Below are 24,554 nucleotides of genomic sequence, written 5' to 3' on the forward strand. Positions count from 1 at the left end.
CGGCGATGAAGGTGAGAGACGTTATGACCCCGGACCCCGTGACCGTCCGGGTCGCTTCAACGGTGAGCGAGGCGGCGGGACTGCTCCGGAAGTACCACATCGGCGGGCTTCCCGTGATGGACGGGGAGCGCGTGGCGGGTATCGTCACCGAGACGGATATCCTCTCGCTCCTCGACGTCGGCGACCTCTCCGACGACCTCTGGCTCCCATCGCCGCTTGAGGTGATCGAGGTTCCTGTCAGGGAGTTCATCAACTGGGAGCGGACGAAGCGGGCGCTCACCGATATCGGCAATATGGAGATCCGGCGGGTGATGAGCAGCCCGGTCATCGCCATCGACGAGGATTCGGATATCGCTGATGCGGCGTCCTTGATGCTCCGCGAGGGGATCGCGCGCCTTCCGGTGCTTCGCGACGACAAACTGGTCGGGATCGTCACCCGGGCCGACATCGTCCACGGCCTCGGGGCATCTTCGGGGGAGAAATCGTGAAGAGCATCTGTGCGGTCGAAGGCGTCACCGCCGCGGGGCTCAAGGAAGGCAAATTCGGGCTTGCCCTGATCCGGGCGAGCGGAACCGCGGCCGGTGTCTTTACGTCGAATAAGGTGCGGGCGGCCCCGGTCGAGGTGATGATGGAGCGGATAGAGAGGGGTGCCCTTGACGCCGTCGTCGTCAACAGCGGGTGCGCGAACGCCTACACCGGCGAGCGGGGCTACCGCGACGCGGTGGAGATGTGCGAGATCGCGGCCGGCGCGCTCAACCTTGCACCGGGGTCGGTCGGCGTCGCGAGCACCGGGGTGATCGGGCGCTACCTTGACCTGCCCCTCATCCGGGACCAGTGCGGGCGTGCGGCCCCACTCCTCGCCCGGAGTGCCGACGCCGAGGATGCGGCGGCGAAGGCGATCATGACGACCGACACCTTCCCCAAACACGCCCTATTCGAGACGGAGACGTTCTCCGTCGGCGGGATCACCAAGGGAAGCGGGATGATCGCCCCGAACATGGGGACGATGCTCGCGTTCATCTACACCGATGCCGAGGTCGAGGCCCCGGTTCTGCAGGACATCCTCCGGCAGGCGACCCGGCGGTCGTTCAACCGGGTCGTCGTCGACGGCGACACGAGCACGAACGACGTTGCCTTCTGCACCGCGACCGGCGCCGCCGGCCGGGTTGACCGGGCCGAGCTCGCGAGGGCAGTTGAGACCGTCTGCCGCGACCTTGCCGTCCAGATCGCCCGCGACGGCGAAGGGGCGACGAAACTCCTCGAGGTCACCGTCCGCGGCGCCCCCGACGAGGACGCCGCCGCCGCCGTGGCGCGGACGGTCGTCGCCTCCCCGCTCGTCAAGACCGCCGTCTACGGCGAAGACCCCAACTGGGGCCGGGTTGTCGCGGCGGCTGGGAGAGCCGGTGTGGAGTTCGACCCCTACGCGGTCTCGCTCCGGGTCGGGGAGATACCGCTCGTCCTCCGCGGCGAAATCGTCGCCGATCTCGGAGCGGCGAAGGCCGCGATGCGCGGTGCGACCGTCGCGTTCGACCTCGACCTTGCCGCCGGCGACGGCAAGGCGACGGCATGGGGATGCGACCTCACCGAGAAATACGTAGAGATCAACGGGAAGTATACGACATGAAACGAGAAGACGTGCTGATGGAAGCACTCCCCTACATCCAGAAGTTTTACGGCAAGACGATTGTGATCAAACTCGGCGGCCACGCGATGGTCGACCAGAGCATCCTCGAGACGGTGATCCGGGACGCTGTCCTTCTCCGCTACGTCGGGATGAAGGTCGTCCTGGTCCACGGTGGGGGCCCGGAGATCACCGCGAAGATGGAGGCGATGGGGAAAGAGCCCAAATTCGTTGGGGGGCTGCGGATCACGGACGCCGAGACGCTCGAGATCGCCCAGATGGTGCTTGTGGGTAAGATCAACGACGGCATCGTCTCCCTCATCGCGAACTGCGGCACCCGCGCGGTCGGGATCTCCGGCAACGACGGTAACCTCCTCATCGCCCGGAAGATGGAGCCGCAGCGGGTGAAGGTCGGGGAGGTCGAGCAGGAGGTGGACCTCGGCCAGGTCGGCGAGATCGAGGAGGTCGATCCCGAGGTGCTCCACTGCCTCCTCGCCCAGAACTACATCCCGGTGGTGGCCCCGATCGCCATCGACCGGCAGGGCCGGAGCCTGAACATCAACGCCGACACGGCGGCCGCCGAGATCGCGATTGCTCTGGGCGCGTTCAAACTGGTCAACCTCACCGACGTCGACGGGGTGATGGACGCCGACCGGACGACGGTCTACCACCGCCTCGCGCTCACCGAAGCGGAGGCGATGATCGGTGCGGGGGTCATCGCCGGCGGGATGATCCCGAAACTCGAAGGATGCATGAAAGCGGTCAGGAACGGTGTCGCGAGCGCCCACGTCGTGAACGGCAACCGGGAGCACAACCTGCTCCTCGAGCTCTTCACCGACCAGGGCGTCGGGACGATGCTCACCCTGTAACTCTTTTTTTCCTCTCACGGCAGGTTGCCGTCCCCGCTGCACTCCCGCTGCCGCTCCTCGTTCATCTCGACCAGGATCTCAAAGATCCGACGTACTGCGACCGGGTCGATCCGGCTCTCGACGGCGTAGGTGAAGACCCGGTCGAGGACTGTCTTCCGTTGCGCCGGATCATGGATGGAAAGACCCGTCTCCTGCTTGATCCTCGCGACCTGCGTTGCGAGTTTCTGCCGTTCCGCAACCAGATCGATGATTCTCTCGTCGATCTCGCGGATCTCGTTCCTGACGGCATCTAGAGTCATACTACATGATTGACCGCGACCGGGGAATAAACCTGACGGGTCGTGCCCGGCGAGGCGAAGGATATTATCGTGCCGGGACAAACCTGGTACTGAATATGCTCGAACGAATACCGCTGCGCGAACGCCGGGATCTCCTGATCGCGTGGCTTGCCATCTCGGTCGCCTTCACCCTGATCTTCGTCAGGGGCATGGTCTCCCTTGACGTTCTCGTCTTCTACTTCGCGATGTCGCTCGTCACGGTGGGCGTCGCCTTCGTCCTGCACGAGCTGGCGCATAAGTTCGCCGCGATGCGCTACGGTTACTGGGCCGAGTTCCAGAAGGACAACCAGATGCTCCTCGTCGCCGTGGTGATGGCGGCGCTCGTCGGGGTCGTCTTTGCGGCGCCGGGAGCGACCTACGTCTACGGAAACGCGACACGGACGGAGAACGGACGGATATCGGCGGCGGGCCCGATCACGAACCTCCTCCTCTGCATACCGTTTGCGGCGCTGATGCTCTTCGGTGGCGGCGGGCTCCTCGCTCTCGTGGGCCTCGTCGGGCTCCGGATCAACGCGATGATCGCGACCTTCAACATGCTCCCGATCAGCGTGCTCGACGGACGCAAGATTCTCGCCTGGAACCCGGCTGTCTTTGCCGTGCTCATGGCCGCCTCCGCCGGGCTCCTCTTCTGGTCGCTCCTCCTCTGAGGAACAGCCCTTTTTTTCAGGCTTTCTTCAGGGTGAACCGGAACGCCGCGCCGCACTCCGGACGGCCCGGTACCCGGTCATCGACCCGGATACGGCCGCCGTAACGCGTAACAAGCATCCGGGTGATGTAGAGCCCGAGGCCCTGGCCGCTTTTGCGCTGTCTGCTCTGCCCGAACCGCATGAATATGGCTTCTTTCATCACGTCGGGGACCCCTGGCCCCGTGTCCTCGACCGAGACCCGGACTTCGCCGTCGCACTCTTCAACCCCGATGGTGATCTCGACCTCCGGCCCCCCGAACTTGATGCTGTTACCGATGAGGTTTGTGAAGACTTCGGGAAGGAGCGCGTCGGCCATGACTGCGAGGTTTGTGCCCTCGTAGCGGATCCGGCTCCCGGAGAAGATCGCGATCTCGTCCCGGATCACCCGATCAAGGTCTACCGGAACGAGCACGGTCGATTCCTTGTGGATCCGGCGGATGGTCGAGACGTTCCGCAGGATCTCGATGCTTTTGCGGATACTGCTCTGGAGTTTCTGTGCGTAGCCTCTTCCCTCCCCCTCGAGCATATCGACGAGGAGGTCGGTGTAGAGGCCCGAGACGTTCTCGGCGTTCCTGATGTCGTGGCTGAGGATGTCCAGGTAGAGGTTCGCCTCCCGTTCGGCCATCTCCAGCTGCTGGATCAGTATGGTGCGCTCGACGGAATTACCGATCTCCCTCCCGATGGCCGTAAGAAGAGACCGGTCGGCGTCGGTGAACTGGTTGCCGCTCTTTGCAACCACGTTCAGGGCCCCGATTATCCTGCCGTGCGCTATAATCGGGATGCTGGCGTAGGGGTGCGGTATATCGCCGCCTTCCCTCTGGTAGCGGAGATCCGGAGACTCGTCGAAGAAGAGCGGCTCTCCCACTACCAGTGCCGTTGCGTAGGGCTCCGCGGCGATATCCGGGATGCACGGGTATGCGGGGAACCCCTCCGGGAGGCCCTGTACGCAGACGAGCCGTGCGCTCTGCCCCCCCGGCTCGATCAGGTAGATGCCGCCGCCGGCGAGATCGAGGAGGGCGAGGACTGCCGCGAGCACCCTCTCCAGCGCCTCCTCGATGTCCGTTGCGGACGCCGATACGCCGATGATCCGGTTTAAGACCGAGAGCTCGCGATTATGGGCCTGGATCTCGGCTTCGGCCTCTTTCTGGCTGGTGATGTCGGTGAACGAAGCCGTGATACAGAGGGGAACCCCATCGCCGTCCCGGACCAGAATCCCGGAGAACATGGCGTAAAACACCGTGCCGTCCCGCCTTCTGCCGATCCGCTCGCCGGTATACCTGCCGGTGCGGGCAACTTTCTCAAACGTGTTCCGGGCCTCCTCCTCGTTCTGCCAGAGTTCCGTGACCGGCTTCCCGATCGCCTCGGCGGGGGAGCCGTAGCCCCACATGGTGAGAAACGCCTGGTTGACGTAGGTCAGGCGGCCGTCGAGGTCGGCGACGGTGAACGCGCTCGGCGACGACGCTATCGCCATATCCCTGATCCGGAGTTCCTGCTCGGCCAGCTTGCGTTCGGTGATGTCGATCCCCGAACCCATGGTGCAGATCCGCCTGCCCGCTTCATCGGTGACGACGGAGAGGACGAGTTGCATGGGGAAGGTCGAGCCGTCTTTTCGTCGCGATTTCACCTCGCCCGACCAGGCGCCGTTCCGGACGAGTTCCTCTCGGATCTGGCCCATCTCCCCCGGGTCCCCCCAGAGCACCGAGACGTTCTGCCCGACGATCTCCTCCTCCTCCCACCCGTGTATGGCGAGAGAGGCGCGGTTGGCGTAGATGATCTTCCCGTCGTGGTCGGAAAGCGAGATGCCTTCGAGCGCCGAGGCTATCGCCATATCCTTGATCCAGAGTTCGAGTTCGGCCTGCCGCTGCCGGGTCACGTCGCGGAGGAAGTAGAGCGTTCCGGTAACCCGTCCGGAATCGTCGTGTAAGGTGCTGAGCGTCTCGTCGACGGATATGACCTCGCCGCTCCTCTTGTAGTGGCTGACGACGCCGCGCCAGGTTCCTGACGATCCGAGAGCGTTTTTCGCCGCCTCTTCGTCTTCCGGACGGAGCCACTCGACGGTGAAGAGTTCCGAGGCGTGCCGGCCGAGCGCCTCACCGAGAGGGAGACCGTAAAGGCGCTCTGCTGCCGGGTTCATGTAGGTGATCCGTCCATCCGTGTCGGCCGCTATCACGGCGTCCTCCACCTGCGAGAGCACCTGGGACTGGAACCGGAGTTGCTCTTCCGCCCGTTTCCGTTCGGTGACATCGCGGCTGATCCCGAGCAGGTTCCGGACGGTGCCGTCGCTTCCCGGCATCGGGATGAGGCGCGTCTCGAGCCAGAAACCGCCGTCGTCTCCGCCGGGTATCAGGGTCTCCTCGGTGAAGATCTCCCCGGGCGATTCCGTTGCAGCCCGGATCATCGTAGTCCATCGATCCGCAACGGGAGGTGGAAACAGTTCCCCGATGTTCTTTCCCTGCAGGCTCTCCGGGTCTGCGCCGACCAGGCGGCCCCCGGCACTGTTCACGTAGAGGACGTTCCCTTCTATGCTGATGAGGAAGATGACGTCCGGCGCCAGTTCCGCCAGCGTCCGGTGGCGCTCCTCGCTCTCCCGGAGCGCCCGGGCCATGCGTGTCTCCTCGCTGATATCGACGGCGGTGGCCATGATGCAGATCGGGGTTCCGGAATCATCCTTGAGGAGCGTCGCGGTCACGTGGGCAACAAACTCCGTTCCGTCGGCCTTCTTGCCGGTCAGTTCTCCGGTAGCCCTCCCCCGTTCCGCGAACGTCGCAAGCACCCGCTCGACCTTGGCCGGTTCCACCCAGAATTCCGTGAGATGCCGGCCGATAACCTCCCCCGGGTCGGTCAGCCCGCCCAGTGCGAGCAGTGATGGGTTGACGTGCGTGATGTAGCCGTCGAGGTCCGCGATGGCGATCGCGGCAAACGACGACTCAAGCGAGATCTTCCCGATCAGGAGTTCTCGCTCCGTGCGTTTCCGTTCCGTGATATCGGTATGCGTCCCCGCGATCCGGAGCGGCATCCCGTGGTTGTCGCGTTCGACCACCTGGAGCCGGTCGAGCACGTAGACCCACTCTCCCGATGCGGACTTCATCCGGAACTCCATCTCGCAGCGGTCGCGAACTCCTGCGGCCATCCCGGTGAGGGTCGCCTCGACGCGATCGCGGTCCTCCGGGTGGACGAGCGCGAGGATGGCGGGGAGCGTGGGCGCGAACGCCCCGGGTTCATAGCCGAGCATCGTGAAGGTCCGCGGGCTGTAGTAGATCGTGCCGGCGCCGACGTCCCAGTCGACCAGTCCGTCCTCTGCCGCCGAGAGCGCCAGGTTCAGCCGTTTTTCGCTCTCCTGCAGCGCTCGCTCCGCGCGGTTCCGCTCGGTCACGTCGAGGAGCGACATCACCGAGCGGGCCGTCCCCGGGATCAGGCCGATGGTGGCCTCGACGGCGTGAAGGGTGCCGGAACGGTCGATGAACGTGAAGGAGTAGTTCTTCGGCGCGGCTGCAGGATCCCTCCGGCGGAGGTTGTGGTACTCCATGATCTGCCGGCATTCTTCCCCCGGGGCGATGAAATCGGCCAAACGCTTTACTCCGGTGACATCCTGCCGCGGATACCCGGAGAGCCGCTCGAACTCGGTGTTCGCCACTGAGATAGTGCCGTCGCCTTCGATGAGGATCGTCGCCGTCCCGGTGTACTCGACGATTGCCTCGTAATCCCCGGTGTCAGGGGCTTCCCGGAGCCGGAGCACCCAGTTCTTCCCGGACGGCGTTCTCCACCCCGAGCAGCGGTATCCCCGTTCTCCACCGTCCGGGCCCCTGAACCGGCACTCGAACTCCAGCGTCCCGTTTCCGGGTGCTGCAAGAATTTTATCGGCAAGATCGCTCACCGCCCCCGCCTGCCCGGGTTCGGTCTCATGCACGCCGAGCATCCGGCGGGAGGCCGTATTCACCCAGATTATGCGGGCATCCTCATCAAGCACCAGGACCGCGTCTTCCATACCTTCGAGTACCCGGTAGTCCGGCTGCGCGCCGTGCAGACGCTCCGGAGGGTCGACGGGGGCCACGCTCGGTTTCTCCTGCTGCCCCAAGATGCATCTTGCGGGCTGGTATTGAATATGAAGATTGTCAAAACGTATTAATCTGTTCCGGTTGCTGGATAGGGGGAAAAAATATTAATCCGTGCGGCCGTGGCGGAGCGGGGTATCGTGCCCGGGGCCGGTGCAATGGAAACATTCTTTGCCCGGCCGCCGCACGAGGAAAACAGGAGTCAGGTTTTCACATCTTCCGGATCCTGCAGGCCGGAAAGGCGGGCGACTACGTCACGCCCTTTCTCCCGCGCCTCCGTGAGCGCTGTAGGGTGCCCCGCGATCCCGCCGTAGCGGTCGAGATCGTTTGCGATGACGTTGTCCCAGTACTCGAACCCGGTGGTGTTGAAGAAGGCGGTGATTGCCGGGAACGCCGCGTCGAAGACGTTTTCCCACCCGAGCCCCGCGGTCGAGACGAATATCCCCTTGTGGCGGCGGATATGCTCGGCCGTGTAGTAGAGGTTCTTTTTGATGAACTTGCGCGCCCAGAGGTACTGGGCGCGGTCGATCAGTCCCTTCGCCTCCGCCGTGATCCCCATCGAATAGATGGGGGAAGCAAGGACAATGACGTCGGCATCGCCGATCTTCTCAAAGACCTCCGTGAGATCGTCTTTGAGGACGCAGACCCCCGTTTTATGGCAGGCGTTGCACCCCTGGCACGAGGCGTATTCGAGCGGCCGCAGAACGATCTTCTCGACATCCGCCCCCGCCTCGCGGGCGCCCTCAAGCACGGCGTCGAGCAGCGTCTCGGTGTTCCCGTGCCGCCGTGGGCTGCCGGAGATGCCGAGGACGTTTACGGTCATGCCGCCCCGACCTCCCGCAGGTGCGCAACAACCTCCCGTGCCAGGCTCTCCGCGTCGTCCTTCGCCGTGGGGTGACGGGCGATCGCGCCCTTCTCGTCGACCCCGTTCACCATCAGGTACCGGAGATCTTTGTTTCCGATGTCTACGACGTGGAAGAAGCATTTCACCGACGGGATCGCCGCATCGAAGACGTAATCCCAGTTCTGCCCGGCGGTCGAGAGGAAGATGCCCATCCTTTTTCCTTTCCGCTCCGGCGGGACGACCGGGAGGTGGAGGACGTACTTCCGGGAGCGGAAGACCTGCGCCCGGTCGACCAGCACCTTCGCCTGCGCGGCAAGCCCCATGCAGTAGATAGGGGACGCGAGGACAATGCAGTCGGCCGCGATGATCCGGTCGTGGACGTAGTCCATGTAGTCCCGCTGGACGCACCGGTTGAGCGTCTCACAGATGTTGCACCCGCGGCAGGGCCTGATGTCGGCCTCGGCGACGACGATCTTCTCGACCGCGGCCCCTTCGGCCTCCATCGCCGCGAGCACCCAGTCGAGGAGGGTCTCGGAGTTGCCGTGGCGGCGGGGCGAAGCCGCAAACGCGAGGACGTCTATGGTCATATATGATGTGTTGTCCCGGCGAAGGCAAAAAACGTGCCGGGATTTTTCACTGCATCTTCTCCTGCGACAGCCCGATCGCGAGCGTGTAGCAGAGGCCGATCATCACGAGCATGAACGGGAACGCCGCGGTGATCGCCATCACCTGGAGAGCGTCAAGCCCCCCGGTGAGGAGGAGGACGATCGCGACGGCGGAGAGGGAGAGGCCCCAGACGACCTTCTTGTAGTTCGGGACGACCAGGCCCCCGCCCGATGTGAGCGAGCCGAGGACGACCGTCGCGGAGTCCGCCGATGTGACGAAAAAGACGATCAGGAGAAGTATCGCGGCGAGCGAGAGGAGTCCTGTGAGGGGGTAATGTTCGAGGAACGCGAAGAGGGCGAGCGAGACGTCCTCTCCCGCGACGGCGGCGATGCCCGCTCCCTCTTCGAGTTCGAGGTGCAGCGCCGATCCCCCGAAGATCGTGAACCAGACAAAGGTAAAGAGGGTAGGAACCGTGAGGACGGTCAGGACGAACTCCCGGATCGTCCGGCCCCGTGATATCCGGGCGATGAAGAGCCCCACGAACGGCGACCACGAGATCCACCATGCCCAGTAAAAGACCGTCCAGTCCCTGCTCCACTCGAACCCCGCGAACGGGTAGGACTGGAGGCTCAGGTCGATGATGTTGTTGATGTAGCCGCCGAGGGTGGAGGCGAAGACGTTGAGGACGTAAGGCGGCGATCCGAGGGCGAGGACGAGGAAGAGAAGCACCGTCGCCAGGACGATGTTGAATTTCGAGAGGACCTGGACGCCTTTCTCCACCCCGAGGATCGCGGATGCCATGAAGAGCGCCGTCGCGATGAGGATGATCCCGATGGTGACGGATATCGCGGACGAGAGCCCGTAGAGATGGGTGAGCCCGCTGTGGATCTGGAGGGCGCCGAACCCGAGCGACGTCGCGGTCCCGAAGACCGTCGCGAAGACCGCGAGCACATCCACCATCTTCCCGGCGGCCCCGTATATCCGCTCGCCGAGAACCGGGTAGAAACAGGAGCTGATCAGGGCGGGCATCCCGCGCCGGAACGAGAAATACGCAATAGAAAGGCTGACGATGGTGTAGATCGCCCACGGGTGAATCCCCCAGTGGAAGAACGCGTAGCGCATGGCGAACGCGGCGGCGTCGGGGGATGCGGCGTCGATGAAGGGGGGCGGCTGGAGGAAGTGGACGAGCGGTTCGGAGACTCCCCAGAAGAGGAGCCCGATCCCCATCCCGGCGGCAAAGAGCATCGCGATCCAGCCGAAGAATCCGTATTGCGGCCGTTCTGCGTCATAGCCGAGTTTGATCGTCCCGTAGCGCGAGAGCGCGAGTGCGAGCGCGAAGACGAGGAAGAAGAAGACCGAGATGAGGTAGAGCCAGCTGAAGTTGTCGAGGATCGCGGCGTGGACCGCGGACGAGCCCGAATCAAGGAGGTCGGGCCTCGTGACCCCGAACCCGATGAAGAAGAGGATGATCCCGGCGGAGAGGAGGAAGACCCCCTCCCTCCGGAGATACTCACGAAGCATTGCGTCTCCCCGGTTGTGGCACGAGGAATATCGAAGCCCTCGACCCGGTCACGATCCGCTCCGCCGTGTACCCCATCGGGGCGGAGAGAAACGCCGCGCTCTTCCTCCCGAGGACGACGACGTCGGCCTCGATCTGGTCGGAGACATACAGCACCTGCGCGGCGGGGTCTCCGATCTGCTGCTCGACGGTGACGCGCCCGAAGTACGGGCGGAGTTCTTCCGCCACCGTGCCGAGTTCTCTCTCGACGGCCTCCCGCCGAACCCGCTCCGCCAGCGGATCGGCCATCCTCCCCCTGACGTGGAGGACGTGGCACCAGGCTCCCGCGAACTCCATCACGTAGGGGAGCGTGCGAACGGACGCCTCGCCGAGGTCGGTCGCGTAGAGGACGTTGAGGTCACTATGGCCGGGGTCCGCCCCGTCGTCGGGCAGGCGGGGCCGGACTTTGTGGACGAATACGGGAACGTCGGCAAGCCGGAGGAGATCCCGCGAGACGCTCCCGAGAAGCATCGTCTCGATGTGCCACCGCCGTTTCGCCTTCATGTAGATGCCGTCGGCACCCTCGAGGAGGGCCGTCTCCGCGATTGCCGAGGCAATATGGCCCTCTCCGGTCTTTACCTCCACGACGAGCCCCGTCTCTTCGAGCGCCTCCGATAGAAGCGTGAGCCACGAGAGGTCGGCTCCCCGGAAGAACGAACCGGGCTCGTTCACGTGGTAGAGGCAGACCGAGTTCGCCCCGAGGGTTTTGAGGATCTTTCCGGCCTTCCTCACCTCTTCGGGCCTCTCTCCGTAGGCGACCGGAATCAGCGTTTTCTCAAACATCCCCTGGACACCTCAAGAACACCGGATCGTCGCCCGGCAAATCCTGAATACCGGTAATATCGGGGTTTCGGCATCATTAATGCACCGAAGTCGATCCCGGGCCTCTCCGATGGCGGTGGCTCCCGGCTCTCTTGTGTCTCGCCGCACCGGCGGATCTGCTGTGATTGTTGGCCGGTCAGGAAAAAAGGGGGTTTTCAGAGTTCCTTGAAGCAGAGGTACCAGTCTTTGCACTCGTAGCCTTCCTTCATCCGCTTCTCGATCTCTTCGGGGGTCTTCGGCGCCGGGACGATCACCTTCGCGCCGGGCTCCCAGTTCGCCGGCGTCGCGACACCGTGCTTATCGGAGGTCTGGAGGGCTTTCGTGAGCCGGAGGATCTCGGGCATGGAGCGGCCGTTGGACATCGGGTAGTAGAGCATGGCCCGCATGACCCCTTTGTCGTCGATGAAGAAGACCGTCCTGATCGTGGAGGTGGTGCTCTGCCCGGGGTGGAGCATCCCGTAGCGTTTGGCGACCTTCATGTCGAGGTCGGCGATGATGGGGAACGGGATCTCGACGCCCATCTTCTCTTTGATGTTCCTGACCCAGGCAAGGTGCGAGTGGACGCTGTCGATCGAGAGGCCCACGAGCTGGACGTCCAGTTCCTTGAGTTCGTCGGCGATGCCGGCGAAGGCCATGAACTCCGTGGTGCAGACCGGCGTGAAGTCGGCCGGGTGGGAGAAGAGGATGACCCACTTTCCTTTCAGATCGGAGAGTTTCAGCGGCCCGTGGGTGGTCACCGCGTCGAATTCCGGTGCTTTCTCGCCGATAACCGGCATCTGCAGCACTTCTTCAGGTTCCATGATTCACTTCCTCGGGCGGTCGCCCAGGTACTCCTCGAGGGCGGTCTTGCCGTGGACGTAGGCCGGCATCCCCGCGAGCAGGAACGCGACCCGGAGCCCTTCCTCGATCTCTTCCTTCGATACACCGATGCTCCCGGCACCGGCCATCTGCGCCCGAACGGCGTGCCCGTCCCGGAGAGCAGCCGCAATCGCTATCGCGATGACTTTCTTCGTCTGCTTCGAGAGGGCGCCGTCGGCCCAGATCATCTGGTCGAGCCCCATTACTTTCCCGTAGAGGTCGGGGTCGGTCTCTTTGAGTTCCTTGAAGATCACGGGAATCTTCCCGATCTTCTCTTCGAGTTTCTTCTCTTCCATTCGGATCACTCCTCAAGCACCATCGGTTCGCCGCAGCAGACCAGTTCGCCGCCGCCGGCTTCCAGCACCTGGACAACGTTTCCGCAGATCTCGCAGTGGTAGACCTGCCCTTTTGCCGATACGTTCACCATCTCTCTCACCTCTGCGACTATTCGGTTTTCTTTCTCTTGGGCGGATTCAGGACGTCTTCGGGCGTCTTGATGTCCGGCCTGATATGCGTCATCGGGAGGCAGTTGTACATCTCGCAGGCGCAGGTCGGGCATTTGACGAGATCCTCGTCGGTGCTGTCAATCCGGACCTCCCGTCCACAGTCGATGCAGATGAACCGGCCGGGGCCCGGCTTCTCTCCAGCTTTCGCCGTCTTGTTGGTCTCTGGTTCGGCCATAGAAATTCACCAGAGCGGTAATTGCCCCACAAGATATTTAGCAGTTCCCCTCTCGTCCCCGGGTATCCGCATCCTTTTAATAGGGTCGTGCGCAACCCAGCACCATGCAAAAGAAGGTTGTTGCGCTGCTCGGGAGCCCCGTTCTCGACGGGAACACCGCCCGTCTCCTCGACGAGGCCATCAGGGGTGCAGAGGAGGCCGGGTGCGAGGTCGAGAAGTTCGAGGTCGCGCACATGGACGTTCTGCCCTGCATGGAGTTCTTCCAGTGCATGGAAAGCGAGACCTGTCTTATCCAGGACGAGATGGAGGGGATCTTTCAGAAGTTCCGGGAGCTGGACGGCCTGATCATCGCCACCCCGGTGATGACGATGGGCGTTCCCGGAAGGCTCAAATCCTTCATCGATCGGTTCCAGGTCTTTTATATGGCGAAATACCACCGGGGGCGGTCGTTCATCTCTCCCGAGCGGCGGGAGAAACGAAAGATGCTCTTCATATCGATCGCGGGGATGAACATCCCGAACGTCTTTCTCGGCGTGAAGATGACCGCCCGGGCGTTCGGCGAGATCATCGACTGCCCCTACTGGGACGAGGTGCTCCGAAACGACATGGACACCGTCCGGGACATCCGGACACGGCCCGAGGTGATGGAGGCGGCCTACCGGAAGGGCTACGAACTCGGGCAGCTTCTAGGCTGAGTCGTCGGGCTCGATATGGACGACGACCTCGGCGAGCCCCGGCACCGTCTCTTTGAGCCGGCGTTCCACCTCGTCGGAGATCTCGTGCGCCCGGGAGACCGGGAGGGCCGGGTCGACGGTGATGTGGATGTCGGCGAGGATCTCGTCCGGTTTTCCCCGGCACCGGAAGTCGTGGTAGCCGGCCACTCCCGGAGTATCCATCACCACCGCTTCGATGAGCGCCGGGTCACAGGGGAGGTCCATCGTGTCGGCGAGCACCCGGGCGGCGTCGTAGAGAACCCCGATCCCCATCCTCGCGATGAGAAGGCCGATGGCGAACGCGATGACCGGGTCGGCCTGCGGGAACCCGAGCCCGACGGCGAGAAACCCGGCGAGGACAGCTAACGAGACAAAGACGTCGCTCTTCGTGTGCTGGGAGTCGGCGACCAGGATCTGGCTCCGGTATTCCTCGCCCTTCCGGCGCTCGTAGGTTGAAACGGCGAGGTTGATGATGACCGTCCCGACCATGACCGCGACGGTGACCGCGGTGATCTCGGGGGCGACGGCTTCGACGAGCCGCTGGTAGCCCTCGTAGAGGATCCCGCCGGCGGTCAGGAGGAGCATCGCCCCGATCACCAGGGTGCCGAGCGTCTCAATCTTGCCGTGGCCGTAGGGGTGTTCGGGATCGGGAGGTTTCGCGGCGAAGTAAAGGGCGACTATCCCGATGACGTTTGAGAGAGAGTCAAACCCCGAATGGAACGCGTCCGCTACCATACTCACCGATCCGGCGAGAAAGCCGAAGACCGCTTTTGCAAGTGCGACGACGAGGTTCAGGGCGAGGACGATGAGGAAGATCCGCCGCACCCGTTTGCCCTGCATCCGCCGGGGGTAGGTGCTCCGGCGGCATAGGGTTTCCGGAGACAAGGTGAAAAGTTTAATACGAGCGTCCTGCAATGATCCATCCATGCCGACAGATGAGAACGCTCAGAATGCGTACGCCGGGGAGTCCCAGGCGAACAGAAAGTACTCGGTCTTTGCAGAGAAGGCAGCCGCCGAGGGGTATCCCGCGGTGGCAAAACTCTTCCGTGCGGCAAGCGAAGCGGAAGCCGTCCACGCGAAACGTCTCCTCTTCATCCTGAACGCCGTCGGGGGCACCGAGGAGAACCTGAAAAACGCGATGGAGGGCGAGAACTACGAGTTCATGGAGATGTATCCCCCGTTCGTCGCCGAGGCGAAAGAGGAGCGCAAAAACGAGGCTGCGATCGTCTTCACCCACGCGATGAAGGCGGAAGAGGTGCACGCAAACCTCTACCTTCAGGCGCTCGAGGCCGTCCGGGAAGGAAAAGATCTCGACGCGGAGAAGGTCTTCCTCTGCCCGGTCTGCGGCAACGTTGAACTTGGGGAGCCGCCGGAGAAGTGCCCGATATGCGGGGTTCCGGCAAGAATGTTCCGCGAAATTCAATAATCTCTTTTTTTCAGTCTTGCGCCGCCGTGGCCGGTATCTTTCACCGCACCCCGCTATGTTAAATACTCTTCCCGAGATATTCCCCTTCATGGCAGGCGTTAAGGTCTACACGACGGAGAACTGCCCCTATTGCCGGATGGTCCAGGCGTTCCTCCGGAAGCACGATGTCGAATTCGAGCTGGTCGACGTCGGGAAGGACCGCGAGGCGGCCCGGGAGATGATCGAGATCTCGGGGCAGCGGGGTGTGCCGGTTACGGTCGTTGGCGGCGATGTTGTCGTCGGGTTCGATGCAAAGAGGCTCCGTGAGCTCTTCGGGACGCCGCCGGAGGAGGTCGTCTACGACGCGGTCATTGTGGGCGCCGGTCCGGCAGGGCTGACGGCAGCGGTCTATTGCGCCCGCAAACTCATGAAGACCGTCATCTTAGCGGAGAACATCGGCGGCCAGGCGGCCTGGAGCTGGGCTATCGAGAACTACATGGGGTTCTCGACGATCTCGGGCGAAGAACTGGTCCGGAAGTTCGAGGAGCAGGTCCGGGGGTTCGATGTCCGTCTTGAACTCGAGAGTGTCGGGGAGGTTCGCAAAGAGGGCGAGACGCTCCTCGTCCGGACGGTCTCGGGAACCATCTACCGTACCCGGACACTTATCCTCGCCCCGGGCAAGGAACCCCGGAGACTTGGGCTTCCGGGTGAGGAGCAGCTGATGGGGAAGGGCGTCTCGATCTGCGCCATCTGCGACGCTCCGCTCTACCGCGACAAACCGGTAGCCGTCGTCGGCGGCGGAAATGCGGCCCTCCAGACCGCGATCGAGATGACAGAGTTCGCGAGTTCGGTGACCCTGATCGCCCGGAGGGATCTCCGGTGCGACGAGGTCTACGTCGACCGGGCAAAGGAGGCGGGGGTGCAGACCTTCTCCCACCACGAGGTGACGGCGCTCCACGGGGACGCGGGCCTGACCGGGATCACGGTCCGCGACCGCGAGACCGGGGAGGAGACAGATCTCGACGTGGAAGGGCTCTTCCTCGCGATAGGGCTTGCGCCGAACACCGGGTTCCTCAAGGGTCTCGTGGCGCTGAACGAGGAGGACGAGATCCTCATCGACGAGAACGGGCATACGAGCGTTCCCGGGGTCTTCGCGGCCGGGGACGCGACCTGCGTCAAGGCCAAGCAGATCATCGTTGCCGCCGGTGACGGGGCGAAGGCGGCGCTTGAGGCGCACGAGTATTTCGAAGGCGAGCCGGAAGAAGAGCAGATCGTCTGCACGTGAAGGGCTACACCCGGGTGCCTTCGGCCAGTGCCTGGAGGACGAACGGGTTCTCCTCCCGGATCAGGTCGGCGAACTCCTCGTCGGTGTAGCAGAGCGGTTCGACCGGGAGGTCGGTGAGGCCGATGATGAAGGCCGCACGTTTGTGGGGACGCTCGGGGAAGTCGCCGACGACGATCAGGTCGACGTCGCTCTCCTCGTGGAAGTCCCCGCGTGAGAACGACCCGTAGAGGATGATGGCGCTGACACGCCGGCGCGCCCGGATTTCGCGGGCGAGAACCCGGACCTGCTCCATCACCCGGCGAGCGCTTCTCTCGCGGCACTGCAGATCGAATCCGCATGCTCGATGCATTCTTCGGCATCCTCCTGGTCGTAGTACTCCGATGGTGTCAGGTTCCCCACGATGCTGTCCGGATATCGGGTCGTTATATAAGCGGCGTCAAGTGCCTTGGCCTCACTCTTCAGCGCCAGGAACGAGGGCTCGTACTCGCCGATCTCCCTGATCAGTTCGTAGACAGAATGCGTCAGGATCCTCCGGTATCCCCGGGCATAGAGCAGGGCCTTCAGGGTTTTCTCTGCACTCTGCTGTGCCTGGAAGCATGCCCATTCAAAATCGCCGGACCGGCAGCTGTTCCTCGCGCTGACGAGATCCCTCTCCCCCTGGCGCAGCCACCGCCCTGCTTCACGCATGTTTGCATCCATGGTCTCGGCCTGATGATCATCAAACTCTTGTCGCTCCCGGGATATAAGTGCGCCGCGGTGTTCCCCCGGCGGCACAAGGTCTTTATCCGTCGCCGCCGATCTCTCTCCGACGAGACCCCGGAACCTCTCCCCGGAAGAGAAACAGGGCCTCCGTGCCCTCCTCGCCGCTCGACTGGGGGAGAGGAAGGAGATCCTCTTCGCGTACGTGTATGGCTCCTTTGTGCAGGGTCCCTTCCGCGACATCGATATCGCTGTTTTCCTCGCGGACGACAGCACCGGATCATCCGATCCGCTCCGGTACGAACTGGCGCTTGAACAGGAACTGGAGGAGGTTACCGGGGTGCCTATCGATGTACGGGTGCTCACCGCGGCGCCGCTTTCGTTCGCGTTCACGGTCCTCCGTACCGGGGAGATCCTGGTGTCCCGCGATGAGGAGGCGCGCTGCGAGTTTGTCTGCAGGATTCTCGTCGAGTATCATGATTTCTCCTATCACCGGGAGCGCTACAGGAGGGAAGCCCTTGGTCTCCTACGATGAGGAGAAGGTTACTGCGCTGTCATCGGGGCTGATGCAGGCCTGTGAGAGGCTCCGGGAACTGGGTCGACTCCCGAGGGAGGCGTTTACGGGGGACCCTCACCTTGTTGCAAGCGCGAAGTATCACCTCATCGTCGGCATCGAGGCGGCTATTGATCTCGCCAACCATGCGATCACGAAGAATCGATGGGAAATACCTGAAAATTATGCCGATACATTTCGTATTATGCAGGAGCACGGGTTCTTCGACGAGGACCTTTGAGAACGTCTGCAGATGATGGCCTGGTTCAGGAATCGGTTGATCCACATCTATTGGGATATCGACAACGGCAGGATTTACGACCTGCTCCGGGAGGATGTCGGCGACATTGAGCAGTTCCTCGCCGAGTATATCCGTGCCCTGCAGAGGGAGTAAAGGCGCCGGCACTCCGTGTCAGCAATTCGACACTGTATAATGGCAATTCCTTCGAAAATCTGCGTGAGAATGCTCTACATCAGGTGGATCTTCGATCGCTGGACACTTTCGGGACGACTTCAATGATTATTCCCACAATAATTATAGATATAATCATTATGGTGCCGCCGGGAGAGACACCCTTATCTCCCGGGAGCGACGATCCCCTGCCATGGTAAGAGCGTTGGGGGTCGTGGGTACTCTCTCCGGGGTGACGGGCCGGTGATCGAGGAGCACCTCCGGGCGGGGACGAGCGGGGCGCTCACGCGAATCACAGCCCTCATCGCCCGCACGGGGGCGACCCCGAACACCCTCACCCTGCTCGGGTTCCTCGGGATGGCGGCTGCGGGGATCCTCTGCGCTTCAGGATCGTTCTTCTTCGCCGGGCTCGTGGTCGCCGCATCCTGCGTCTTCGACGCCCTCGACGGGGCACTCGCCCGGGTGACCGGCGCTGCTTCTCCTTTTGGCGCGTTCTTCGACTCGTTCCTGGATCGCTACGCCGAGGCTGCGGTCTACGGGGGGCTCGTCGTCTACTACGCGGGGGCGGGGACGCCCTGGGGCGTCGAGGCCGCGTTCTTCGCCGCTATCGGCTCGCTGATGGTCAGCTACGCCCGGGCCCGGGCCGAGGGGCTCGGGATCGAGTGCCGGACCGGGCTCTTCGCCCGGCCGGAGCGGATCGCGGTCATCATCATCGGTCTGGTCACCGGGTTCGTTCTCCCGGCGCTTGCCATCCTCGCGGTCGCGACGAACGCCACCGCACTCCGGCGGCTTCTCTGCGTCAGGGGAGCTGCGCTCCCCCCGTCACGGCCTCCTCGGTCACCGTGATCTCCTCGTTCCCGATCCGGTAGCCTCCGACCGTCTTCACGTCGTAGGGGTTGCCGGTCGTGGAGTAGGGGACGACGAACGTCCCGTTCTCGCTCGCCTGCCGGTAGACGAACTCCCGGCCGGTGTTGGTGGCGACCGTGACCTCGATGACGCCCTCGCCCGGGATTGCGGCGCCCTCGACGTGCTCGAAGATCTTGACGCTCGTCGCGGGGTCCGGCGAGGACTCGTAGACGAGCCGGTAGTGCCTGAGCGCCGGGACGGTCCCGGCCGGGCTCGCGGTATCAATCCCGAAGACCGCGGCCTTCCCCGATCCTTTGTAGGCGTCGGCCGCCGCCTGCGCCTCGGCCGGGCTCATCTCTTTGCTCCCGGTGAGGAGCGGATACCCGGTCTCCGGGACCGACCTGGTGTCGTACTCGATGTAGAGGGCCTTCTCCGGCTCCACGAGCGTCCCGTCGAGGGCCTGCAGCCGCACCGCCATGGTCTTGTAGAAGTCCTCCCGGTAGAACGGCTCGATGCGGTAGGTGTCTCCTCCCACCGCGACAAGAAGGGGCGTTGCGTAGGGGGTGGTTCCCGTCGCCGCGTCGTGCCAGTAGGCGATGGCCGGGAAGCCTTCATCGGCCATTTTGCTGTCGATGACGACGTAGCGGGACCCGGCCGCGTCGGCTTTCTCTTCGCTCGTCGCGAGGAAGAACCCGCTGGCGCTACGGACGTTGTCCTGGAAGGGGTTGGTGACCGGGATCCGCTGGGCGATGAAGGTGATCCAGTGGCCGTAGTCCCACCAGGACATGACACCGTAGGCCTCTTCGGGCTGGGTGAAGGTGTTCTTCTCGTAGATCGCGTAGTAGTCCACGCCGGGGCCGGGGGTGTTGTCGCCCATCCACTCGAGGGCGTCACGCCAGTCGTCGGCGAGCATGGTGCGGGGAACGCCGTTCTGCGCGTAGCCGATGTTTTCCGAGGCCGATGCGCCGACGAGGGCCACGGCGAGGAGGACGGCGATCCCGACGGCGGCGACTTCTGCGGCGGGGAGGGTTTTCTTCTTCTTTTTGCTCTCGGGCTCACGGAAGAACGCAATGGTCTTAGGAAGCCCGTAGTCAAGCGCCCACGCGACGACGACCGCCGCAAGGAGGGCGAGGTTCACGGCGAGGTAGTACTCGAACCGGAGGTGCTGGATGGTCGCGAAGAGGATGATGACCGACCAGACGATTGTAAAGAGGACCTCCGGCCGGTTCTCGCGCCGGAGCCTGAGGGCGAGCACGGCGAGCCCGGCGGGGATGAGGAGGAGGCCGACGTTGAAACTCTGCCACGCGAGTCCGGGGTCCCACGGGGCCATCTCCCGGATGGCGGTGGCCGTCATGCCCCGGCCGAAGAACGCTGTAAGGCCGCTCATCATCACCTTCCCGATATCGGTGAGCGTGAGGAAGGCGACGCCGGCGACGGCGAGCGCGGCAAGGGCGCCGAGGTACTCGTTTTGCTTTCCTTTGAGCGCCAGCGATATCCCGGCGAAGAGGGCGGTCGCGGCGATCAGGAGGAGGTAGGCGTAGACGTGGGCGACGGAGTAGAGCGAGAGCGACATCCCCTCGACCATGAACCCGGATATGGGCAGGAAGATTGTGGGAAGAGCGAAGGTGACGGCGTTGACGAGGAGGAGCCCCTCCGGCCCGGTGCCGTCGAGGTGGTTCCGGACGGCCTGGATGACCGTGAAGACCCCGGCGATGAGGGCGAAGAGGATGATCGTCGGCATGACGAGGAGGCCGAGGAGGTAGGCAACCCCGGCGCCGAGGGCGAGGAGGGCGACGGGGAGGATGGTCTTTGTGTCGCGGAATGAGACCGGGTGCCGGGCGGCGTACGCGAGCGCGGCGATGTAGGCGAGGCAGAAGAGGGTGGAGAAGAGGGTCTCCGCAACGTGGTGGTCGACGAACCCGAAGATCGACCGCGCGAAGAACGAGGCCGAGACGATCGTGATGAGTCCGGCGGCGACGAGCCCGGTTTTTCTCCCTGCAATGGTCTTTCCGGTGAGGTAGACGACCGGGACGACGGCGGCCGCGAGGAGCGGGGGGACCCATGCGGCGACGTAAACGATCTCGGGCCGGGCGGCCGCCCCGGCGATGATGCAGAGGGTGGCGGTGATGAGCGGGAAGAGCGGTCCCCACGCGACTTCTTTACCCGTCGGGTAGGCAGTCATGGGGTCGAACCAGGCGTAGCCGGGGTAGTTCGCCGCAATCACCTCGACCTGGCGGAGGTTGTACCAGGCGTCGGCGCCGATGAGGCTGGTGAACGAGCCGTCGACGAGCGCGGCGTGGGGGATTGCGCGGAGGAGCACCGCCACGATCATGAAGACGAGCAGGGCGGCGGCGGTGAGGGCCGTTTTATGATCTTTTCGTGCAGCGGGAGCCATAGGTCGTAGGTTGATCTTGGGGGCGGCCGGTAATTAATGGGTACGACTTGGGGCGGGATTCGTGCTCCGTGCTCCCACATGATCCCCCTGCAGTGTGGGTGGGGATGCGGCCAGCACCCCGCCTCTCCCCCGGCCGGGACCTCACCGGCGTGAATACTCCTTGTGTGCCCTCTCGATCGTCACGATCTTCTCGATCTTGACGATGCTCTCCTGATGCTCGATGATATAAAAAACAGTGAAGGATCTGCTGATATGGAGGCGGTAGACTGCAGGGGGATGAGGATACTCAAGTTTCTCCTTGTTCCCTCCCGGAAACGGGTCCTCCGCGAGTTCCTGGATCTTTTCGACGACAATGCGCCGGGTTTTTGGGGGGAGACGCTTTAAGAGCTCCCGTGCCTTCCTCTCGATCAGAACGGTGAACACGCTCTCCTGCTCCCGGGTGCCTCAGTCGTCCTGCAGGAGGTCGTCCGGGTCGAAGGCTACGAACTCGCCGGTCTCCTCGATCTCGACGATCATCTTCCAGTCGCGATAGTCTCGCTCGCGCCGGATCATCCGGCCAAGCAGCTCATCATAGCTCTCTCCGGCTTCTTTGAGGTCGTGCAAGTCCCTCCAGGTGAGTTCTTTCACGGGAATGCGCTTGATCTGATTGCCGGCATCGCTTGTGGCGGAAGACATGCATCTCCGTGGATCGTTATGATACTTATTGGTGTGCACATTTGCCACAGTGAATAAATGTGCCATAATGGGCACCCCGACAGGGCCGGTGCCGGGGTGCCCGCTCCGTTCCTGTCGGAACATCCGTATTTCGAAACCCTTTGGGTTTCTCAAACTCCGTTCCTGTCGGAACATCGTATTTCGAAACCCTTTGGGTTTCTCAAACTCCGTTCCTGTCGGAACATCGTATTTCGAAACCCTTTGGGTTTCTCAAACTCCGTTCCTGTCGGAACATCGTATTTCGAAACCCTTTGGGTTTCTCATGCTCGCTACACCCGCACTTCGTACCTGACGGTGCTCAAGCTCCGTTTCACCGCCAGAGCAGTAATCATTATAGCCGCATATTCACAACTATCCAGGCCCGTACTCTGCTATCAATTCTTTCGACAGCGTCGAAAGAATTCTCTTACCGTATGGTGCTCGTTCTTCTTTGAGAATATCTCTGCCGATTCGATTGCCGATATGCCAGTACAGCAGGACCAGTTCGACGTTCACCGCAGTCGCAGCGCGGCCTTTTGCCGTCCGGATCAGGTCACGAAGATCTGAAAGGAGGAAGGAAATATCCTGTTCTAAAGGGTGGGTGTCACTAATCGGTTGCAACGCTGTATCATGCTGTCTGGCCTTCCGTGTCATCTGCGATCGCCCTCCCGGATATTCTCCCTGCTGATGTGTATGTTCGGGCAGAGGGAGTATTCTGGTCGTGTTCCGGGCCGCAGGTGGTTCCGGTCCGTGGCGGAGCCATCACGGATGGACATTCTATCGACAATCTTTTCTGTCTGTGACATCTATACCATAGATGCCATGAATGCCACAAAGCGCATTATTGTCAGGGAAGAGGTCTGGGCTGCCCTCTCCAGTATGCGCAAGCCGGGGATGACCTTCTCCGAACTGATAGAGGAGATGATCGAGCACGAAAAGAAGCGGCGGCTCGTTGAAGATATCAGGCGGATCCAGGAGACGGAAGAGCTCGTGGAGATCCCGTTGTGACGTTCGCCGTTCTGTTCCGGCAGTCTGCAGCGGACTTCCTGCACAGCCTCCCGGAGAAGTCGCAGCACATCATCACGGCGAAACTTGCTATTCTGCGGATCGATCCTTATCCGGGTAGCGGAGGAGACAAAGAGCGCCTGAATACGGGTGATACGGAGGTGTTCCGCCTTCATATAGGACGGACATTTACCGCGATCTATCTCATCCATACCGACAGGAACCGGGTCGAGATCACTCACCTGATGACCATTGAGCAGGCGCATAAACACTACGGCAGGCTTTAAGTAACTGGCTGATACCCATTTCTTGCTTCTCCCAACCAGTTGAGCAATCTCCCCGGCAGAGGAGGGGCGCACGCTGCAAATCTGAACGATAACTCGCATGACTTCCTGTGGCGAACTCCTTTTACGAAGAAAACAGGCAGAAGGCCCCCCACTTTAGTGGGGGGATGAATGCCGTCCATCGATAATCATATTACGCACCGTGGCGTATAAAACTATAATGCGTAAGGCATGTCGGTATCGACTCTATCCCTCAAAGTCTCAGACGACTCTGCTTGAGCAGACGCTTGAGATCTGTCGGTGGGTCTATAACGATACGCTCGCATTGCGAAAGAACGCCTGGGAGCAGGAGCAGCATACTATCTCTCTCTACGAAACCAACAAGATCCTGACACAGTGGAAGAAGCAACGATCCGATCTGAATCGGGTTCATTCTCAGGTCCTCCAGAACGTTCAGGTTCGAGTGGATCTTGCCTTCAAATCGTTTTTCAGGCGCGTAAAAGCAGGGGAGAACCCCGGATATCCTCGGTTCAAGGGGAAGGGACGATACGATAGTATCACGTACAAACAGTCCGGGTTCAAACTTGACGGGGATCGCCTCCACCTCTCGAAGATCGGAGACGTGAGGGTCGTCCTCCACCGTCCGGTTGAAGGGACGATCAAGACCCTCACGATCCGGCGGTCTTCGACTGGAAAGTGGTATGCCTGTTTCTCGGTTGAGTACGATCCCCCTCCCCTCCCACAGAAAGAGTCGGTCGTCGGGATCGATGTGGGTCTGGAGTCCTTCGCCACCTTCTCCAACGGGGAGAAGATCGAGAATCCCCGGTTCTTCCGTACCGACGAGAAAGATCTCGCCAGGGCGCAGAGGAAACTCTCGAAGGCAGAGAAGGGCACTCCTGAACGGAAGAAGGCCCGGAAGATCGTCGCACACGTCTATGAACGGATCGCCAATAGACGGCTCAATTTTGCTCACCAAACCTCCCGGAAGGTGGTGAATCGGTTTGGTACAATTGTGTTCGAGGATCTGAATATCACAAACATGCAGAAGAACCACCATCTGGCAAAAAGCATTGCAGATGTCGCCTGGAATATGTTCATCACGATCACAGAGAGCAAAGCGGAGGATGCTGGCTCACGCGTGATCCTGGTCAACCCCAGAAACACATCTCAGATATGCTCCAGATGTGGGATGATCGTCGCCAAGACGCTCTCTGATCGAGTCCATTCCTGCCCGCATTGTGGGCTGGTGATGGATCGCGACCAGAACGCGGCGATCAATATTATGAGATTGGGGCTGCAATCTCAGGGGTGATATCCCAAGATGCCCCC

The 24,554-nt window shown here is 62.5% G+C and carries 29 protein-coding genes and 1 pseudogene; 13 read left to right on the forward strand and 17 right to left on the reverse strand.

From position 1 onward, the window contains the following. Positions 1-5: 5 nt before the first annotated feature. Genes FGW20_RS02275 through argB form a run of 3 tightly spaced genes read left to right on the forward strand, consistent with a single transcriptional unit; the run spans position 6 to position 2,490 of the window. Positions 6-488, forward strand: coding sequence for a CBS domain-containing protein (locus FGW20_RS02275; RefSeq protein ID WP_301676484.1), 483 nt, complete (start codon positions 6-8; stop codon positions 486-488). Continuing rightward, positions 485-1,624, forward strand: a complete 1,140-nt coding sequence (argJ, locus tag FGW20_RS02280) for a bifunctional glutamate N-acetyltransferase/amino-acid acetyltransferase ArgJ (protein ID WP_301676485.1) — start codon at positions 485-487, stop codon at positions 1,622-1,624. Before FGW20_RS02275 ends, argJ begins: the two co-directional genes overlap by 4 nt. Further along, positions 1,621-2,490, forward strand: a complete 870-nt coding sequence (argB, locus tag FGW20_RS02285) for an acetylglutamate kinase (RefSeq protein WP_301676486.1) — start codon at positions 1,621-1,623, stop codon at positions 2,488-2,490. The genes argJ and argB overlap by 4 nt, the downstream gene beginning before the upstream one ends. A gap of 14 nt (positions 2,491-2,504) precedes the next feature. Here the strand turns inward: argB and FGW20_RS02290 are convergent, their stop codons facing one another. Next, a complete protein-coding gene (locus FGW20_RS02290; RefSeq protein ID WP_048113205.1) occupies positions 2,505-2,789 on the reverse strand; it encodes a chorismate mutase in 285 nt (94 codons plus the stop codon). A 95-nt stretch (positions 2,790-2,884) separates the two neighbouring features. Here FGW20_RS02290 and FGW20_RS02295 point away from each other — a divergent pair, with 95 nt between their 5' ends. Continuing rightward, the gene (locus FGW20_RS02295) at positions 2,885-3,475 is read left to right on the forward strand and encodes a site-2 protease family protein (RefSeq protein WP_301676487.1); all 591 of its coding nucleotides are present in this window, start codon (positions 2,885-2,887) and stop codon (positions 3,473-3,475) included. Between the two features lie 16 nt (positions 3,476-3,491). Here the strand turns inward: FGW20_RS02295 and FGW20_RS02300 are convergent, their stop codons facing one another. The 9 genes from FGW20_RS02300 to FGW20_RS02340 all read right to left on the reverse strand — a co-directional run bounded on the left by FGW20_RS02300 (position 3,492) and on the right by FGW20_RS02340 (position 12,935). Next, positions 3,492-7,565, reverse strand: a complete 4,074-nt coding sequence (locus FGW20_RS02300) for a sensor histidine kinase (RefSeq protein WP_301676488.1) — start codon at positions 7,563-7,565, stop codon at positions 3,492-3,494. 203 nt (positions 7,566-7,768) lie between these two features. Then, positions 7,769-8,389, reverse strand: a complete 621-nt coding sequence (locus FGW20_RS02305) for a flavodoxin family protein (protein ID WP_301676489.1) — start codon at positions 8,387-8,389, stop codon at positions 7,769-7,771. Beyond that, positions 8,386-8,997 carry a flavodoxin family protein gene (locus FGW20_RS02310; RefSeq protein ID WP_301676490.1) on the reverse strand — a complete coding sequence of 204 codons (612 nt, stop codon included), beginning with the start codon at positions 8,995-8,997 and terminating at the stop codon, positions 8,386-8,388. Before FGW20_RS02310 ends, FGW20_RS02305 begins: the two co-directional genes overlap by 4 nt. Positions 8,998-9,043: 46 nt before the next feature. Beyond that, complete coding sequence (locus FGW20_RS02315) at positions 9,044-10,537, reverse strand: BCCT family transporter (RefSeq protein ID WP_301676491.1); 1,494 nt, start codon at positions 10,535-10,537, stop codon at positions 9,044-9,046. Beyond that, a complete protein-coding gene (locus FGW20_RS02320) occupies positions 10,527-11,357 on the reverse strand; it encodes a universal stress protein (RefSeq protein ID WP_301676492.1) in 831 nt (276 codons plus the stop codon). The genes FGW20_RS02315 and FGW20_RS02320 overlap by 11 nt, the downstream gene beginning before the upstream one ends. Before the next feature lie 194 nt (positions 11,358-11,551). Next, the gene (locus FGW20_RS02325; protein WP_301676493.1) at positions 11,552-12,196 is read right to left on the reverse strand and encodes a peroxiredoxin; all 645 of its coding nucleotides are present in this window, start codon (positions 12,194-12,196) and stop codon (positions 11,552-11,554) included. Between the two features lie 3 nt (positions 12,197-12,199). Next, complete coding sequence (locus tag FGW20_RS02330; RefSeq protein ID WP_301676494.1) at positions 12,200-12,550, reverse strand: carboxymuconolactone decarboxylase family protein; 351 nt, start codon at positions 12,548-12,550, stop codon at positions 12,200-12,202. 5 nt (positions 12,551-12,555) lie between these two features. Continuing rightward, a complete protein-coding gene (locus FGW20_RS02335; protein ID WP_048183354.1) occupies positions 12,556-12,681 on the reverse strand; it encodes a desulfoferrodoxin FeS4 iron-binding domain-containing protein in 126 nt (41 codons plus the stop codon). Between the two features lie 17 nt (positions 12,682-12,698). Then, positions 12,699-12,935 (reverse strand): zinc ribbon-containing protein, encoded by a 237-nt coding sequence (locus tag FGW20_RS02340; protein WP_301676495.1) that lies wholly within the window; start codon positions 12,933-12,935, stop codon positions 12,699-12,701. Positions 12,936-13,039: 104 nt separating this feature from the next. On the opposite strand from FGW20_RS02340, the gene FGW20_RS02345 reads away from it, so the two are divergent. Beyond that, positions 13,040-13,630 carry a flavodoxin family protein gene (locus FGW20_RS02345; RefSeq protein ID WP_301676496.1) on the forward strand — a complete coding sequence of 197 codons (591 nt, stop codon included), beginning with the start codon at positions 13,040-13,042 and terminating at the stop codon, positions 13,628-13,630. Here the strand turns inward: FGW20_RS02345 and FGW20_RS02350 are convergent. Further along, positions 13,622-14,488: a cation diffusion facilitator family transporter gene (locus FGW20_RS02350; RefSeq protein ID WP_301676497.1), complete on the reverse strand. Its 867-nt coding sequence runs from the start codon at positions 14,486-14,488 to the stop codon at positions 13,622-13,624. The two genes, FGW20_RS02345 and FGW20_RS02350, sit on opposite strands and share 9 nt — an antisense overlap. An 85-nt stretch (positions 14,489-14,573) precedes the next feature. Between FGW20_RS02350 and FGW20_RS02355 the strand changes: the two genes are divergently transcribed. Both FGW20_RS02355 and FGW20_RS02360 read left to right on the forward strand, forming a co-directional pair. Continuing rightward, positions 14,574-15,074, forward strand: a complete 501-nt coding sequence (locus tag FGW20_RS02355) for a rubrerythrin family protein (protein WP_301676498.1) — start codon at positions 14,574-14,576, stop codon at positions 15,072-15,074. Positions 15,075-15,162: 88 nt separating this feature from the next. After that, positions 15,163-16,338 carry an FAD-dependent oxidoreductase gene (locus tag FGW20_RS02360; RefSeq protein ID WP_301676499.1) on the forward strand — a complete coding sequence of 392 codons (1,176 nt, stop codon included), beginning with the start codon at positions 15,163-15,165 and terminating at the stop codon, positions 16,336-16,338. A 4-nt stretch (positions 16,339-16,342) separates the two neighbouring features. On the opposite strand, the gene FGW20_RS02365 is transcribed toward FGW20_RS02360, so the two are convergent. Both FGW20_RS02365 and FGW20_RS02370 read right to left on the reverse strand, forming a co-directional pair. Beyond that, on the reverse strand, positions 16,343-16,630 hold the full coding sequence (locus FGW20_RS02365; RefSeq protein ID WP_011843026.1) for a nucleotidyltransferase domain-containing protein: 288 nt from the start codon (positions 16,628-16,630) through the stop codon (positions 16,343-16,345). Beyond that, entirely contained in the window at positions 16,630-17,025 is a 396-nt protein-coding gene (locus tag FGW20_RS02370) for a HEPN domain-containing protein (RefSeq protein ID WP_267312940.1), read from the reverse strand. Before FGW20_RS02370 ends, FGW20_RS02365 begins: the two co-directional genes overlap by 1 nt. Before the next feature lie 184 nt (positions 17,026-17,209). Here FGW20_RS02370 and mntA point away from each other — a divergent pair, with 184 nt between their 5' ends. The 3 genes and pseudogenes from mntA (at position 17,210) to FGW20_RS02385 (ending at position 18,848) form a co-directional block, all read left to right on the forward strand. Further along, positions 17,210-17,572: a type VII toxin-antitoxin system MntA family adenylyltransferase antitoxin gene (mntA, locus tag FGW20_RS02375; RefSeq protein ID WP_048063706.1), complete on the forward strand. Its 363-nt coding sequence runs from the start codon at positions 17,210-17,212 to the stop codon at positions 17,570-17,572. Positions 17,573-17,603: 31 nt separating this feature from the next. Further along, positions 17,604-17,984: pseudogene (gene hepT / locus FGW20_RS02380) on the forward strand (type VII toxin-antitoxin system HepT family RNase toxin). A gap of 261 nt (positions 17,985-18,245) precedes the next feature. Then, entirely contained in the window at positions 18,246-18,848 is a 603-nt protein-coding gene (locus tag FGW20_RS02385; RefSeq protein WP_301676500.1) for a CDP-alcohol phosphatidyltransferase family protein, read from the forward strand. Here the strand turns inward: FGW20_RS02385 and FGW20_RS02390 are convergent. From FGW20_RS02390 to FGW20_RS02405, 4 genes are all read right to left on the reverse strand, one after another. Next, positions 18,802-21,243 carry an oligosaccharyl transferase, archaeosortase A system-associated gene (locus FGW20_RS02390; RefSeq protein ID WP_301676501.1) on the reverse strand — a complete coding sequence of 814 codons (2,442 nt, stop codon included), beginning with the start codon at positions 21,241-21,243 and terminating at the stop codon, positions 18,802-18,804. The two genes, FGW20_RS02385 and FGW20_RS02390, sit on opposite strands and share 47 nt — an antisense overlap. Before the next feature lie 141 nt (positions 21,244-21,384). Then, positions 21,385-21,666: a type II toxin-antitoxin system RelE family toxin gene (locus FGW20_RS02395; protein WP_048183384.1), complete on the reverse strand. Its 282-nt coding sequence runs from the start codon at positions 21,664-21,666 to the stop codon at positions 21,385-21,387. Between the two features lie 21 nt (positions 21,667-21,687). Continuing rightward, positions 21,688-21,918, reverse strand: a complete 231-nt coding sequence (locus FGW20_RS02400; protein WP_301676502.1) for a hypothetical protein — start codon at positions 21,916-21,918, stop codon at positions 21,688-21,690. 390 nt (positions 21,919-22,308) lie between these two features. After that, on the reverse strand, positions 22,309-22,590 hold the full coding sequence (locus FGW20_RS02405; protein ID WP_301676503.1) for a DUF1016 N-terminal domain-containing protein: 282 nt from the start codon (positions 22,588-22,590) through the stop codon (positions 22,309-22,311). Between the two features lie 168 nt (positions 22,591-22,758). Between FGW20_RS02405 and FGW20_RS02410 the strand changes: the two genes are divergently transcribed. The 3 genes from FGW20_RS02410 to FGW20_RS02420 all read left to right on the forward strand — a co-directional run bounded on the left by FGW20_RS02410 (position 22,759) and on the right by FGW20_RS02420 (position 24,537). Beyond that, positions 22,759-22,944, forward strand: coding sequence for an antitoxin VapB family protein (locus tag FGW20_RS02410; protein WP_048183847.1), 186 nt, complete (start codon positions 22,759-22,761; stop codon positions 22,942-22,944). Then, positions 22,941-23,228 carry a hypothetical protein gene (locus FGW20_RS02415; protein ID WP_301676504.1) on the forward strand — a complete coding sequence of 96 codons (288 nt, stop codon included), beginning with the start codon at positions 22,941-22,943 and terminating at the stop codon, positions 23,226-23,228. Before FGW20_RS02410 ends, FGW20_RS02415 begins: the two co-directional genes overlap by 4 nt. A 217-nt stretch (positions 23,229-23,445) precedes the next feature. Further along, positions 23,446-24,537: an RNA-guided endonuclease InsQ/TnpB family protein gene (locus tag FGW20_RS02420; RefSeq protein WP_301676505.1), complete on the forward strand. Its 1,092-nt coding sequence runs from the start codon at positions 23,446-23,448 to the stop codon at positions 24,535-24,537. The last annotated feature ends 17 nt before the right edge of the window (positions 24,538-24,554 follow it).

The sequence above is a fragment of the Methanoculleus methanifontis genome (assembly GCF_030464365.1).
Classification (GTDB): domain Archaea; phylum Halobacteriota; class Methanomicrobia; order Methanomicrobiales; family Methanoculleaceae; genus Methanoculleus; species Methanoculleus methanifontis.